We start from the raw sequence: 12,874 nt of genomic DNA, 5'->3' as shown, positions 1-12,874 counted from the left end.
AAATATGTTGATTGCACATATCAAAGAAATGAAGGAGATTGTTGAGGAAAGCAAACGGATCAAAGCGGAAAATAAGCGCTTAGATACGCTCTTAAAGACAGCTACGACACGCATTGGCATCGTACGATTCAGCGCTTTTGCTGATATGGGAAGCGATCTGAGCTATGCTGTTGCTATGCTGGATTCGCATAATAATGGTGTGATTTTCTCCAGTATATTTGCACGAGAGGATTCACGCAGTTATGTCAAACCCATTGAGAAAGGGCGTTCGACATATAAACTTACGCGCGAGGAGGCAGAAGCCCTCGACAAGGCGATGAGTGTTCGTCCTGAATGATATACGTCATATAAAATTTCAGTTTTGTCTTGCAAAAGATGCGTCAGCGCTTCATGGAAGTTTGGAGATGGCTTTTTGAATAAGAAAAATGGTTTCACCATAAAGATTGTTCCCGATACTTCTGATACCATTCATGCGATCCATCTATCAGGGAAAATGGCGAAGATTGGTATCATATCTTTGGTATGTATGTTGGTTCTTTCTCTGGTAGGTTTTTCTTATTCGCTTTATATAGCAGGTTCTTTTCAAAAAGATGATACCGAATTGAAAAATTTACACCAGGTGCATCGTATGCAGCAGGAACAGCTCTTACAGCTTTCGAAGAAGGCAGATGCCCTGCAGCAGGAGCTTGATGAACTGACGCAAATGGAAAATGAGCTGCGCCGTATGTCGGGGACGGCTGCTGCGCCGGATATGGCAGATGCAGCTGCTAAGAATGGGCAGGGCGGACCATTCAGCGATCCGAATGCAGGAAATGTTGATGCTGTGCTCACGAATCTTGAAGAGCATCTGGCGATTCGCCGTGCGAGTTTGCAGCAACTCAAGCAGGTTTTCATGGAACAGCAGCAGGAGTTCGCTGCATTTTTGCCTTACAGCAATACGCCCTATGCGCTGACAGGAACTGCCGTTACAATTCCCTCTATATGGCCGGCGCGTGGTGAGGTCAGTTCACCGTTTGGCTGGCGTTGGAATGGTACAGACTTTCATCCGGGGATTGATATTGCCAACGATTTCGGTACGCCTATCGTAGCGACTGCTGATGGCATTGTGACAGATGCCGCTTGGAACGCCGGTGGCTATGGCAACAAGGTCGATATTGATCATGGAAATGGTATCATGACACGCTATGGACATGCGCAATCCATCGTTGTACATGTGGGGCAGCATGTGAAACGCGGTCAGATCATTGCCTATATGGGCAGCACAGGATTTTCCACGGGACCGCATGTTCACTATGAGGTTCGCATTCATGGAGAGCCTGTGAATCCGGCGCCATATTTGTAGAAACAAAAAATGATAGAGAGGCGTGTACTCTCGATCTTTTTGCTCTTTTAGGATAATAGATTCTTAAAATGTTTCTCTCTTATCAGAAAAATATAGCCGTAAGAAGTAGAATATGCTACAATATAGTTAGTATCTTTTATCTTGAAGGAGGAAATATTATGGCAAAGCGTTTTTTTGTTTGTAAAGAGTCAGGAGATATTGTTGGTCTGATTCATGACGGCGGCGGAAAGCTCTCTTGCTGTGGTGAGGATTTGAAGGAGCTTAAGGCGAATACGACGGATGCGGCGCAGGAGAAGCATGTGCCGGTGGCGGCGTATGACAAGGCGGCGCACAAGGTCACGGTCACCGTCGGCTCGGTTGCGCATCCAATGACGGCGGAGCATCTGATCTCGTGGATCCATCTTGAGACGAAGAAGGGGGCGCAGATCTGTCATCTGACGGCCGAGGATAAGCCGGAGGCAGTATTTTTCCTTGCCGAGGGAGATGAGCCTGTGGCGGTCTATGAATACTGTAATTTGCATGGTTTGTGGAAAGCGGATCTTTAAGAAGCTACTGATAAATTCAGCCGCCCGTCTTCAGAGATCTGTGCGCTTTTCTTGGCATCGACAAAACTTCGAAGCGGCGCCGTTGTGTCTGCGAGTTGTTTCTTAGATAGAATCAGCGCATTTGTGTAAATCTGGGCGACTCCATTTTATCCGAGATACCTTTAAGCTGTAAAATAACAAAAGAGCCGAATCAAAGAATTCGGCTCTTTTGTTATTTTACAGCTGCGATTTACTGACGACGTCCCAGATCGTATAGAGACAGGCGGCGTAGAGGATGAAGAATATCAAGCGACGCAGGAGACTTGTAGGGATGAAGCGTGCGAATGTATGCCCTAAGGTAAGCCCTATGGCGAGGGCGGGCAGCAGGTAAATAAATTCATGGAGAGCGGGTGTAAGCGGATGCCCGCCGATGAGGTAGCCGATGAGCGACGCCGCGTTGCAGAAGAGGAAGAATACGAAACAGGTGGCGCGAAAGGTCTCCGTGTTCATTTTCGTATAGGCGAGGTAGATGAGAAACGGCGGTCCCGCCATGCCTGTCGTCATGGATGAGAATCCTGAGCATACGCCCGTAAGAATCGTGTTGCGGCGTGATTCCGGGATATGGCGATGTGAGATTTGCATGAATAGGAGTGAAAGGAATACGACGGTGGTGATCCAGAGTTTCAAAGTATCGCTCGATACATAGTCAAAGATGAGAAAACCGATGGGCACGCCAAGGACGACGCCGATGGCAAGATAGCCGATCAAAGGAAGATTCGCCTTTTTCCGCATCAAGAAGGACTGCACGGTGTTTCCGGAGCAGGCGAGCAGCAGCATGACAGGAACGACGATCTTCGGATCGTAGAAGAACATCAGCAGGGGCGCCGCCACGATGACAAGGCCAAAGCCTGTGATCGCCTGCAAAAAGGCAGCGAAGAAAATGGCGAGTAAGGGGCCTGTGTGGGAGCTTAGAACTGTGAGGTAGTCCATGAGGAAATAGACCTCCTTTGGGAAATTTTCAAGACATTTGCTCAGCCGGCACACGAAGCGGCATGAGGCGCTTTGCGCCCTTCTCCTGCCGTGTCAATAGATTTTTGTGACGAGCAGGTCTTCTTTTTCTAAGGCAGAGATGAGACGTTCGATGTGTTCACGGTTATGCGTTTCGACCGTGACTTCGAGCTGAACCTGCTGGAAGCTGTCGGTGACGCTTGCCTGATTATGGACGAGTTTGATGACGTTGGCATGTTCGCGTGCGACGATTTCAGCGACCTTGAGGAGCTGTCCCGGTTTATCGGGCAGTTGTACGGCGAAGCAAAAGATTCTGCCGCGTGCGATGAGTGACTTGCTGATGAGCGCCGATATTGTTGAGATGTCGATATTGCCGCCAGAGAGGATGGATACGACCTTTTTGCCTTTGAACGGCAGGCGTGTGAGTGCGGCGAGCGAGAGGACGCCTGCGCCTTCGGCGATGAGTTTGTGTTTTTCGATGAGGAACAGGAGCGCGCTCATGATCTCCATTTCTGAGACCGTGATGATGTCGTCGAGGTATTTGCGGCAGAAAGCGAAGGTCAGATCGCCCGGCGTTTTTACAGCGCAGCCATCGGCGACTGTTTCTACGCCGGCAAGTGTCGTGACATGTCCGGCGGCGAAAGCGTTTGCCATGCAGGCGGCGCCCATAGGCTCGACGCCGATGACTTTGACTTCGGGACGCATAGATTTCGTTGCGAAAGCCACACCGGAGGCAAAGCCGCCGCCGCCGATGGGGACGAGAATGGCGTCGACGTCTTTGAGTTCGTCGATGATTTCGAGCGCTGTCGTGCCTTGCCCTAGGAGCACATCACGGTCGTTGAACGGGTGGACATAGACGTAGCCCTTTTCTTTTTGCAGTTCAAGTGAGCGCTTGTAGGCGTCGTCGAAGGTGTCGCCTGCGAGTACGACTTCAGCGCCGTAGGAGCGTGTTGCTTCGACTTTTAAGAGCGGCGTCGTGGCGGGCATACATATTACGGCATTGACGCCGAGTCTCTGGGCGGCGAGTGCGACACCCTGCGCGTGGTTGCCGGCAGATGAGGTGATGACGCCCTTGCTGCGTTCTTCTTCTGTCAGATGCGCGATTTTGTTGTAGGCGCCGCGCAGCTTGAAGGAACCTGTATTTTGCAGATTTTCCGGCTTCAGATATACGTCGTTTTGGCTCAACGAGGAAAAGAAGGGGCTTTCTAAGAGCCGCGTCTTTTTCGTCACGCCGTCGAGGGCGCGCGCCGCTTCGTAGACGCCGGCAATCGTTGTTTCTTTTAATATGGCGGCGATGTCTCCCGCCGAGAGATTCTTTTTCATGAATTTCCTCCTCGATGTATGTCCGGCTGTGTTTTGGACGATGCTGCATGAGGTACATGCGGGCGTTGGCTTGTCCGCGCATTTTTATCGCTGTTTTGTATTCCTATTATATCATGTTTCATGAGGAGCGGGGGAGTTTTTGCGCTATGCTCTATGGATGGATCCTCTGCATTTTCCTAAGTCAGGCGATAAGCACGGAGAAAAATCCGTGGAAAATTTCCGAAAAATTTCTAAAAAGGGAGAGGATTTTTTTCCTTCCTCTCGAACTATACAGGTAGAAGGAAGATAGGATCCATGATGGAAGGAGGTGCCAAGGTGAAGGATCGGATGAAGTTTCTCGTGCCGGTGGACGGCTCGCTCCATTCCAAGAGAGCCTTGGAGATGGCGGTGAAGCTTGCAGAGCCGGCGGGGGCGCATATTGATATCCTCTTCGTCTCCTATTTCGAAAGGGAGACGGACGGAGATCCCGATCACCCTTCATGGCTGCCTTTGAGTGTCATGGCCAAGGGGACGGATTCCGCCGAGGAGATTTTGTCCCAAGCGCGGGATGATCTTCCCGACGGCATCGACGCCGAAAGTCATGTGGTGGTCGGTATGCCGCCGCGCAAGATCGTGGAGTTCGCTTCGGAGAATGCGCACGATCTCATCATCATGGGTGGGCGGGGACTTTCTCCTGTCACGGGATTCCTGCTCGGCAGTGTGAGTCAGGAGGTCATGAAGGAGGCGAAATGTGCGGTCCTTGTTGTCAAATAAGTCAAGGATGCGTATTCGATGCATCTTGGCGAAGGGCTTTCAGTAGAAGGAGGGTTATATTATGTTGAAGAACATTCTCGTCCCTATAGATGGGTCGGAAGGCTCGGATCGTGCTGTAACGGAGGCGATCAAACTGGCAGAGGTCTGCGAGGCGAAGCTGAACTTCCTCTACATTGCAAATATCAATCAGCTTGCGATCAATGCCTGCTTGTCCGATGTGGTGCTTGAAGCCGTTACGAAGGCGGGCAACGTGATCCTCGATCGCGCCATGCAGATGGTGCCGTCGGGCATCAAGAAGGAAGCGTTTTCGGAGACGGGATCGCCTGCTGTTGCCATCCTTGATTTCGCAGAGCACAGCGGCACGGACATCATCGTCATGGGCAGCCGTGGTCTCGGCGTTGTCAAGGGCGTGCTCTTGGGCAGCGTGAGCCAGTACATTGTAGAGCAGGCGAAGTGCCCGGTGCTCGTCGTCAAATAACGCTTGTATTTATAAGCCTCACAGGATTATCTGTGAGGCTTATTTCCTGTACGAGGAGAATAAAAGAGTTTTCTTTGAAAAAATTCTTGTTTTGCTTTATAATATTTATAGTAAGAAACCTAGATAAGGATTAAAATTTGTTCGGCAGGATAGGAGTTTTACCGATGAAAAGTACCGATATGAGAAAGACCCATGCACTTAAGGTTAGTGGGGCGCAGCCTGTGACCGCTCCTGATTTTCGTCTGCCGATACAAAAAGAGGCGTATACGCGCTCTGCCATTCGTGAGGATGTGAGCAAGAATGCCATTTTGCGTATTTTCCTTGAAAGGATGAATGTGACGGCATATCAATACGATGTGGCTAAGGATGAAATGACGCTGTGGCACGCTGCTCCCGGGGAAGAGATGACGGAGGAGTGGCGGCAGAACTTTTACGAGTATTTTGCAAATGATGTGCTCGCCGATCCGGAGCAGCGGGAGGAAGTTCTTACGCGTCTGCGTGATGCGTGTCAAAGGATGCGCGATGACGTCGTGGAGTATCGTGTCAAGACAGACGATGACAGCCCACTTTGGCGCCGTGCTTCTTATCGCAGTCTGGCAGACAAGAATGGTGAGATCTATGCAGTCGTCGGCTTAATGGAGCAGATCCACGATGAGACGCGGATGTTGGAGCGTCAGGAAGCGCACTTGAAGCGCGACCCGCAGACGCGGCTTTTTGATCGCGAGGGGCTGGAGCTTCTTGTCAATCGCCAGCTCATGGAGCTTTCACGCGGTGAGAAGGGCGTGCTGTTCATCGTCGGCATTGATGATTATCAAAAGCTCTACGAGACGTTGGGCGAGTCGGCATGCAACGGCTATATCGGTACTTTGTCCGACTCTGTGCGCACGGATTTTCGTGGTGTGGACGTTTTTGGACGCGTCAACGAGGAAGAAGTCGCCGTATTCATTTCGGGGCGCATCTCGATTGATATTATCGAAAAGCGTGCACAGCGCATTCTTGATCTTTTTCTGCGCGTGCAGCCGCAGGATTATGTATCCGTATCGTTCAGTATGGGAATTTCCGTCGCAGGAGCTTCTTCTGAAAAGTTTTCGCGCATGGTGCAGGAAGCGGAAGAAGCGATGTTTTCTGCACGCAAGTTTGGTCCAAATCGCTGCCGCATGTACGATGAGATCAAGGGATAGAGTGTTTCAAACGAACAGAAAAGAGGGACTGCTGTTGGGCAATCCCTCTTTTTCATTTGCTGCGTCAGATGGGTTGGCGCTCGTTGGCGATCGGCATACCTGAGATGTGGGCGTGTAGGATCTTCCAGCCTTCCTGTGACATGCGGCGGTATGTCTGGCTCGTGCGGCCCTTGTGCTCGATTTCTGTGCCGTCGGAGCGCAGTTTGCCGTGGAAGTCCCACGTATACATGGCAATCGCCGTGTCGCGGTAGACTTCGATCTCAAGATCACGAAATTCGAAGCACCGTTCTGTGTAAAGTTTTTGCAGGCGGTCAATATAAAAGTGCTGGCGGATGTTCTCCCAGCCGATGTCTTCGCCGCGCGGATGTACCATAGATGTTTTCGGTCCCGGCTGCCAAATGCTTTCGGCGAGTGCGGTATTGGCATCGTTCAAGGTTTTTTTGTAGAGATCAACGTACTGCTCTACAATGGCGGCGTCTCCTTCACGAACTGTCATGGACGATTCCTCCTTTGGTTTGAGAAAGCGCGGTCTTTGGCTACCCTGCCTGCACGCATCAAGGGGATTTCCTGCGGGCGTGCTCTCTCGTGTGAAATTTTCCATAAGTATCTATTCTCATTTTATCATAGTTTGACTTTTTTGGCGATATTTTTCCTTGTATGGGAACGCAGTTTGCATAGAAAATTGCGTTGTGTCGATAAAGAAAGCGCAGACGGTCGGATGGATTCCAATGGATTCCATGCTCGACCGTCTGCGCGGTGGTTTTCAGCGGAAAGTGACCAAGTTCTTGCCGGAGGTTCTCTTGGATGTGTAGAGCGCTTCATCGGCGCGTTGAAAGACGCTTTCGGGTGTATCGTGCGGTCTTGAGAGCGTTACGCCGATGCTCAAGCCGACTTTGCGATTGTCCGGCATCAGAAGCGACAGAGAGGAGGCGCTTTCGTGTATGCGTTTGACTACACGCTCAGCTGCTTCGCGGTCAGCGCGCGTCAAAATGACGAAGAATTCGTCGCCTCCCCAGCGACATACGATGTCTACGCTGCGTACGGATGAGGTCAGAATGTCGGCGAGTGCCACGAGGGCTTCGTCGCCCATAGCATGACCAAAGGTATCGTTGATGCCCTTGAAGTCGTCCATATCGAGCATCATGACAGCCAGCGGCAGTCCGGAAGAGAGCGCATCGTGCAGGATGTCTTTGAAGGAGCGTTCCATAGCGCGGCGGTTCAATAGACCTGTGAGTGCATCGCGCTCTGCGAGGACGACGAGCTTGCTGTGTGCCGCTTCCCACTCTTTTGTCATAGCGTCGACGAAGTGTACGAGATGGGCGATGATCGAGGTCTGATCGCCGAACTGCGGCGACACAGGCTTGTAGACGGGCGGTTCCTGCGGTCCGCCCTCACGGAAACCGACACTGAGCATGGTGAGGTTCGTTTTCATGACTTGCCCTTTGCTGCGAAAGAATTCCGCGAAAGAGTAGAAGCCATACGTCGGCACGGTGCGAGAGATGGCGGCGTACTCATAGAGATTGTTTTGCTGCAGCATGACGTAATGTCCCATGCAGTTTACGATAAATACGGCTTCGGGCGAAAAGTCGCAAAGCTCGGCATGCGTCCTCTGCGCTTCGCTGATGATGGCGATGGGATCGCCTGAAGCGATGCGCAGACGTTCTCCCTCTTGCAGGTCGGCGCTGATATGGACGCAGCCGTTGGTTTCGATGCCGGTGAGGCGGCGCGCGAGCGTCGCGCCATTGCGGCGAAGGTGCATCGGGAAGGTTTCGACGCTCTCAAGCGACTCCCAACCGTGGCGTATACCGAGATAGTGGGAAAAAAATTCGCTTGCAGGCTTTTCATCAAGCTCGATGATCGTGCGTTCATCCGCCATGCGCGTGACCTGCACCTCGGGGCCGAAGGGCCGCCAGCCGAAGGATGGAAGCGCTTTGGCTTGCAGCTCCTCGCCGACAAAAAGGAGCGCAAGGAAGCCGCGCGACATACGGTGCCCGGAAAGATCGATCATGATGCGCTTGCCGTCCGTCTGCTCCGAGAGGAGACCGCCGAAAAATACGATGTCCTCTCTGGTGTCTGAGAGGATGTCCAGCAGCTCTGTAATGCCCGGAATTTGCCCAGCCAAAAAGAGACCGACCGCCGCAGTGGCCTTTTCTTGGGCAATCGTCTTGATGAGCCCGCGCCCCGCGGACGCTACATCCGAATTACCGTCAAACGCCAAGGGGATGACACGCGATGAGGAAAAAAATGTAAACGTAACAACGGCGCTGGCTGCGTCCGCATGGTTTTCTGCACCGCTCCACATCTTCCCGTTGGCGAATCCGCATTCTGCTGCTAATCCCACAACCTTTGCATGCGGGAAAATTTTTCTTGTTGCACGCTCAAAGTCCGCCATCGTATTGACGGCGAGTTCTGAGGCAAAAAGGGTCACGAGAAGATCGGAGATGTGCGCCATAGAGGCAGCGATTTTTTTTGCCTCTTCTAAACAGAGAGCAAGATCCTCTTCTTTATACAGCAAGGAGGAAAATTGCTTCAAGGCGGATCATTCCTTTCATGTATATCATCTATACTATGTGTATCATATAATTCTTTAGACCTACTGTCAAGTGTTTATAGGAAAAACCACATGATTTTTCATGCAGAAATAACTTATACGGTGTATAATATAATAAAAATGCGGGAAGGGGTCTAAAGTGTGAAAATTTTCCGATATGTGATTTTTTTCCTTTTTCTCGTGAGCCTCTTTACGGGTGCGATGCTTTATTATGGAAGTACGCATCGAAGCGAGACGGAGCGTATGCTCGGACTGCGGGCGGAAGATATGCTCTCGCCCGAGGAAGAAGCGCACGAAAAGGCGCTGCGGGAGGAGCGCGAAGCAAAGCGGCTTGCTGACGAAGCGGCGCAAAAGGAGAAAGAAGCGCAGATGGAAAAGCTCAAGGAGGGCATGGAGCGCATAGATTCCGGTTCTTACACATGGTACAGTTATCCGGAGGAGGTGAGTTCGGGCGGATTGTATGTGCAGCCGCTTTTAGGGCATAATCGTGACTGTACGTTTCGCTGTAATATTTTATATTATTATAGCATCCACGAAAATAGTCGGCGTGCGTGGATTTTCGGCGATCGTTTCGCCATTGAGGCGGACGGTGAGCGGCGCACATGGGAACTCGATGAAAAGAGGCGCCGCGATCACCTCGCAAAGGACGTCGAATCCTTGACCGAGCGCTATCAGATCGCTTTAGGAGAAGACGGCGCAGATATCCTGCGCCGCGCCGCTTTTGCCCGCACGGCGCGCTGCATCTATTGGTCGTCGACAGAAGGCAAGTCCGTCAGCTGCACGTTGACGAACGAGGAGAAGCGGCGTTTGCAAAACATGATCGCGTTGTATGATTTGTGGCAGGAGACCCGATGAATGTGATATACTATGAATGAATACGATATGAATTTCTGGGAAATGCTGCAAGGTTCGGCGTTTTTTCGGGGGGGAATAGGGCATGAAAGACATCAAAAAAATCCTGACGATTGCAGGATCGGATCCAAGCGGCGGCGCCGGCATACAAGCGGATATCAAGGTCATCACGGCGCATAAGATGTACGCGATGAATGTTTCGACGGGACTTACGGTGCAGAATACGACGGGGATTCGCGATATTTTCGTCATTCCGCCGGATTTTATTGCGGCGCAGATAGATGCGATCTATGAGGATATACGGCCCGATGCGGTTAAAGTCGGCATGGTGGGAAACGATGCGATCGTTCGTACGGTCGCAGGGAAACTGCGGGAAAAGAAAGCGGAGAATATTGTGCTTGACCCTGTCATTACCTCGACGAGCGGCTGCAGCCTGATCACGAGCGAAACGCTCTTTGCTATGGTGGAGGAGCTTTTGCCTCTCGCAGATATCGTCACACCGAATCTTGCGGAGGCGGCAGCCATCACGGGCGTCGCTATCACGGACAAGGATTCTATGCTGCGTGCTGCCAAGGCGCTGACGGAGCGCTTTTCGACAGCTGTCCTCATCAAGGGCGGTCATCTCGTTGAGAGTGCGGACGATCTGCTCTATGCGGATGACCAGGTGCGCTGGTATAAACAGGCGCGTATAGACAATGCGAATACGCACGGTACAGGCTGTGCGCTTTCTACAGCGATCGCCTGCGGTATGGCGGCAGGAAAGCCGCTGACGATTGCCGTGGAGGACGCAAAGGCTTACATCACGGGCGCCATTCGTGCGGGACTCGACCTCGGTAAAGGACATGGTCCGTTGCTGCACATGTGGAAATATATGTAAGGAAGCATGGGACTTATCCGTACTTCCGTAAGGAGGCATTTATGGAAGAGCCAAAGGTTGGGCATATCCATTTTCTTAATATCTTGCCGCTCACATGGAGCTTTGCACATGGCGGCAACCGCGGTCTGCATCTCGTGCCGGGCGTGCCGGCGGAGCTTAATCGAGCGCTTGCCGCAGAGAGACTTGATGTCAGCGGCATATCGTCCATCGTCTATGCCGACGGCGATGAAAAGCTTGTCATTTTGCCCGACATCTGCGTGCGTACAGATGAAAGAGTGACGAGCATCCTCTTGGTGACGAAAAAGCCCATCGAGGAGATCAAGGACGACCGTATCATTCTCACGGCGAAATCAGCGACGAGCCACTGTCTTTTGAAAATTATTCTAAAGGAGAGCTACGACGCAAGTCCGAATTACTATGTGCGCCATATTGTGCCGCAAAATCCCATTCCAAGTGATGCTTCAGGCTCGCTCTTCATCGGCGATGACGCGCTCTGGCTTTATCACCATCGCCGCGAAGATCTCCACTACTATGACCTTGGCGCTGAGTGGCATAAGCTTACGGGACTCGGTATGGTTTATTCGCTTTGGGTGGCGAACCGCACGTTCTCTAAGGAGCGACCGGAGCAGCTGCAGCTCGTTTACGAACGGCTCGTCGGCGGCATGGCGGAGGGTGTTGCCAACAAGTACGCGACAATTCAATCCGTACATGGCGAGAAAGATTTTACATTCGAGCAACTGGAGGAATATCTCCAAGTCATCCACTGGGATCTCAAGGAGGAGCATCTCAAGGGGTTGGAACTCTTCTATAAAAAAGCGCACGCATGGAACCTCATCCATCATGTGCCGGAGCTTCACTTCGCCGATGTGAAACGGATTTGATGCGCGTGCGAATGGTTCAGCATTTTGTATATGCGCGGTTATCCACAAGAAAAACACCTGTTTTTCACAGTTATCCACAGATTTTTGGGGATAAGCCTTAGTTAACTTGTAAGATCAAGGCTTTTCGTATTTGCTTTATCCACATAGCCTAGGAGGAAAAATATTGTCTTTTTTTATGAAACTTCAAGCGCTGACTTGGCATGAAGTGACTGATTTCCTGCTTATGCCTGCGTGCATCATGCTCGCAGCATTGACGGTCGGCATATTTCTCAACAAGCTCATCGACCGGCAGATTCACGATAGGCTCACGGTCGGCGAGGATACGGCATGGTCGATCTTCATCCACGCGCTTCGCGGCGTGCCCGTCTCATGGTGCATGGGCGTCGGCGTATACTGGTCGATCAAGACCATCGACGTATTTCCGACGATCGCACAGTTCCTTTCCTACATTCTCTTTGGTATCATCGTCTTCACGCTGACGCGCGTCGCTTCGCGCACGATCACCGGATTCATCGAGATGAAAACGCGCACGAGCGGTGCGGCTTTGCCAAAGACGACACTCCTTTCTTCCATCCTCTCCGGGCTGATCTATGCTATGGGTGTCCTCGTCGTTCTGCAATATGCCGGCATTTCCGTCGCGCCGATCCTCACAGCGATGGGCGTCGGCGGCGCGGCGCTCGCTCTCGGTATGCAGGAGACGCTGTCGAACATCTTCTCAGGACTGCAGCTCATTCTCTCGCGGCAGATTCGCATCGGCGACTATGTACGCATGTCGGCGGGTGAGGAAGGCAAGGTCGCCGACATCAACTTCCGCTTCACGACGGTACAGACCCTAGGCGGCAACACAATCATCGTGCCGAACCAGAAGCTCGCATCCTCCATCCTCACGAACTACGACATGCCCGCGCAGGAAATCTCCGTCGCCATCCCCGTCGGCGTCAGCTATGCGAGCGATCTCGATGAGGTGGAGCGGGTGACCCTTGCGGTGGCGAATGAGGTCATGGAGGCCTTCGATCACGGCGTTGAGAGTGATCCCGTCGTGCGCTTCCACACCTCGGAGACTCTGCCATCGAATTCGACGTCGTGCTGCGCACGAGCAGTTTC

At 52.0% G+C, this 12,874-nt stretch carries 14 protein-coding genes; 10 read left to right on the top strand and 4 right to left on the bottom strand.

Going from position 1 to position 12,874, the window contains the following annotated elements:
• From ACTTKG_RS05230 to ACTTKG_RS05220, 3 genes are all read left to right on the top strand, one after another.
• Nucleotides 1-337, top strand: a 337-nt coding sequence (locus ACTTKG_RS05230) for a DUF4446 family protein (RefSeq protein WP_442673199.1), incomplete at its 5' end; no start/stop codon positions are given.
• Nucleotides 338-412: 75 nt separating this feature from the next.
• Nucleotides 413-1,342, top strand: coding sequence for a peptidoglycan DD-metalloendopeptidase family protein (locus ACTTKG_RS05225; protein ID WP_442673198.1), 930 nt, complete (start codon nt 413-415; stop codon nt 1,340-1,342).
• 158 nt (nt 1,343-1,500) lie between these two features.
• On the top strand, nt 1,501-1,887 hold the full coding sequence (locus ACTTKG_RS05220; RefSeq protein WP_442673197.1) for a desulfoferrodoxin family protein: 387 nt from the start codon (nt 1,501-1,503) through the stop codon (nt 1,885-1,887).
• 216 nt (nt 1,888-2,103) lie between these two features.
• Here the strand turns inward: ACTTKG_RS05220 and ACTTKG_RS05215 are convergent, their stop codons facing one another.
• Entirely contained in the window at nt 2,104-2,856 is a 753-nt protein-coding gene (locus tag ACTTKG_RS05215) for a sulfite exporter TauE/SafE family protein (RefSeq protein ID WP_442673196.1), read from the bottom strand.
• 93 nt (nt 2,857-2,949) lie between these two features.
• Nucleotides 2,950-4,197, bottom strand: coding sequence for a threonine ammonia-lyase (gene ilvA, locus ACTTKG_RS05210; RefSeq protein ID WP_442673195.1), 1,248 nt, complete (start codon nt 4,195-4,197; stop codon nt 2,950-2,952).
• Between the two features lie 294 nt (nt 4,198-4,491).
• Between ilvA and ACTTKG_RS05205 the strand changes: the two genes are divergently transcribed.
• The 3 genes from ACTTKG_RS05205 to ACTTKG_RS05195 all read left to right on the top strand — a co-directional run bounded on the left by ACTTKG_RS05205 (nt 4,492) and on the right by ACTTKG_RS05195 (nt 6,609).
• Nucleotides 4,492-4,950 carry a universal stress protein gene (locus ACTTKG_RS05205; RefSeq protein WP_442673194.1) on the top strand — a complete coding sequence of 153 codons (459 nt, stop codon included), beginning with the start codon at nt 4,492-4,494 and terminating at the stop codon, nt 4,948-4,950.
• 61 nt (nt 4,951-5,011) lie between these two features.
• Entirely contained in the window at nt 5,012-5,428 is a 417-nt protein-coding gene (locus ACTTKG_RS05200; protein ID WP_442673193.1) for a universal stress protein, read from the top strand.
• Between the two features lie 164 nt (nt 5,429-5,592).
• The gene (locus ACTTKG_RS05195) at nt 5,593-6,609 is read left to right on the top strand and encodes a GGDEF domain-containing protein (protein ID WP_442673192.1); all 1,017 of its coding nucleotides are present in this window, start codon (nt 5,593-5,595) and stop codon (nt 6,607-6,609) included.
• A gap of 64 nt (nt 6,610-6,673) precedes the next feature.
• Here ACTTKG_RS05195 and ACTTKG_RS05190 read toward each other — a convergent pair whose 3' ends face one another.
• Both ACTTKG_RS05190 and ACTTKG_RS05185 read right to left on the bottom strand, forming a co-directional pair.
• Nucleotides 6,674-7,105: a YybH family protein gene (locus ACTTKG_RS05190; RefSeq protein WP_442673191.1), complete on the bottom strand. Its 432-nt coding sequence runs from the start codon at nt 7,103-7,105 to the stop codon at nt 6,674-6,676.
• A 267-nt stretch (nt 7,106-7,372) separates the two neighbouring features.
• The gene (locus ACTTKG_RS05185) at nt 7,373-9,142 is read right to left on the bottom strand and encodes a diguanylate cyclase (protein ID WP_442673190.1); all 1,770 of its coding nucleotides are present in this window, start codon (nt 9,140-9,142) and stop codon (nt 7,373-7,375) included.
• Between the two features lie 159 nt (nt 9,143-9,301).
• On the opposite strand from ACTTKG_RS05185, the gene ACTTKG_RS05180 reads away from it, so the two are divergent.
• From ACTTKG_RS05180 to ACTTKG_RS05165, 4 genes are all read left to right on the top strand, one after another.
• Nucleotides 9,302-10,015 carry a hypothetical protein gene (locus ACTTKG_RS05180; protein ID WP_442673189.1) on the top strand — a complete coding sequence of 238 codons (714 nt, stop codon included), beginning with the start codon at nt 9,302-9,304 and terminating at the stop codon, nt 10,013-10,015.
• An 82-nt stretch (nt 10,016-10,097) separates the two neighbouring features.
• Entirely contained in the window at nt 10,098-10,889 is a 792-nt protein-coding gene (gene thiD, locus ACTTKG_RS05175; RefSeq protein WP_442673188.1) for a bifunctional hydroxymethylpyrimidine kinase/phosphomethylpyrimidine kinase, read from the top strand.
• 41 nt (nt 10,890-10,930) lie between these two features.
• The gene (locus ACTTKG_RS05170) at nt 10,931-11,770 is read left to right on the top strand and encodes a menaquinone biosynthesis protein (RefSeq protein WP_442673187.1); all 840 of its coding nucleotides are present in this window, start codon (nt 10,931-10,933) and stop codon (nt 11,768-11,770) included.
• A 163-nt stretch (nt 11,771-11,933) separates the two neighbouring features.
• The coding region (locus ACTTKG_RS05165; RefSeq protein ID WP_442673186.1) for a mechanosensitive ion channel family protein at nt 11,934-12,874 on the top strand (941 nt) is incomplete at its 3' end.

It is taken from the genome of Selenomonas sp., assembly GCF_052169755.1.
In the GTDB taxonomy this organism is placed as follows: domain Bacteria; phylum Bacillota; class Negativicutes; order Selenomonadales; family Selenomonadaceae; genus Selenomonas.
The sequence above is the reverse complement of the archived record's forward strand: the minus strand, read 5'-3'. Positions and strand labels throughout refer to the sequence as shown.

Excerpts from the sequence above, each read along its gene's own strand:
- ACTTKG_RS05170 (WP_442673187.1), top strand. The coding sequence starts at position 10,931 with ATGGAAGAGCCAAAGGTTGGGCATATCCATTTTCTTAATATCTTGCCG.
- ACTTKG_RS05190 (WP_442673191.1), bottom strand. The coding sequence starts at position 7,105 with ATGACAGTTCGTGAAGGAGACGCCGCCATTGTAGAGCAGTACGTTGAT.
- ACTTKG_RS05205 (WP_442673194.1), top strand. The coding sequence starts at position 4,492 with ATGATGGAAGGAGGTGCCAAGGTGAAGGATCGGATGAAGTTTCTCGTG.
- ACTTKG_RS05215 (WP_442673196.1), bottom strand. The coding sequence starts at position 2,856 with ATGGACTACCTCACAGTTCTAAGCTCCCACACAGGCCCCTTACTCGCC.
- ilvA (WP_442673195.1), bottom strand. The coding sequence starts at position 4,197 with ATGAAAAAGAATCTCTCGGCGGGAGACATCGCCGCCATATTAAAAGAA.
- ACTTKG_RS05200 (WP_442673193.1), top strand. The coding sequence starts at position 5,012 with ATGTTGAAGAACATTCTCGTCCCTATAGATGGGTCGGAAGGCTCGGAT.
- thiD (WP_442673188.1), top strand. The coding sequence starts at position 10,098 with ATGAAAGACATCAAAAAAATCCTGACGATTGCAGGATCGGATCCAAGC.
- ACTTKG_RS05220 (WP_442673197.1), top strand. The coding sequence starts at position 1,501 with ATGGCAAAGCGTTTTTTTGTTTGTAAAGAGTCAGGAGATATTGTTGGT.
- ACTTKG_RS05195 (WP_442673192.1), top strand. The coding sequence starts at position 5,593 with ATGAAAAGTACCGATATGAGAAAGACCCATGCACTTAAGGTTAGTGGG.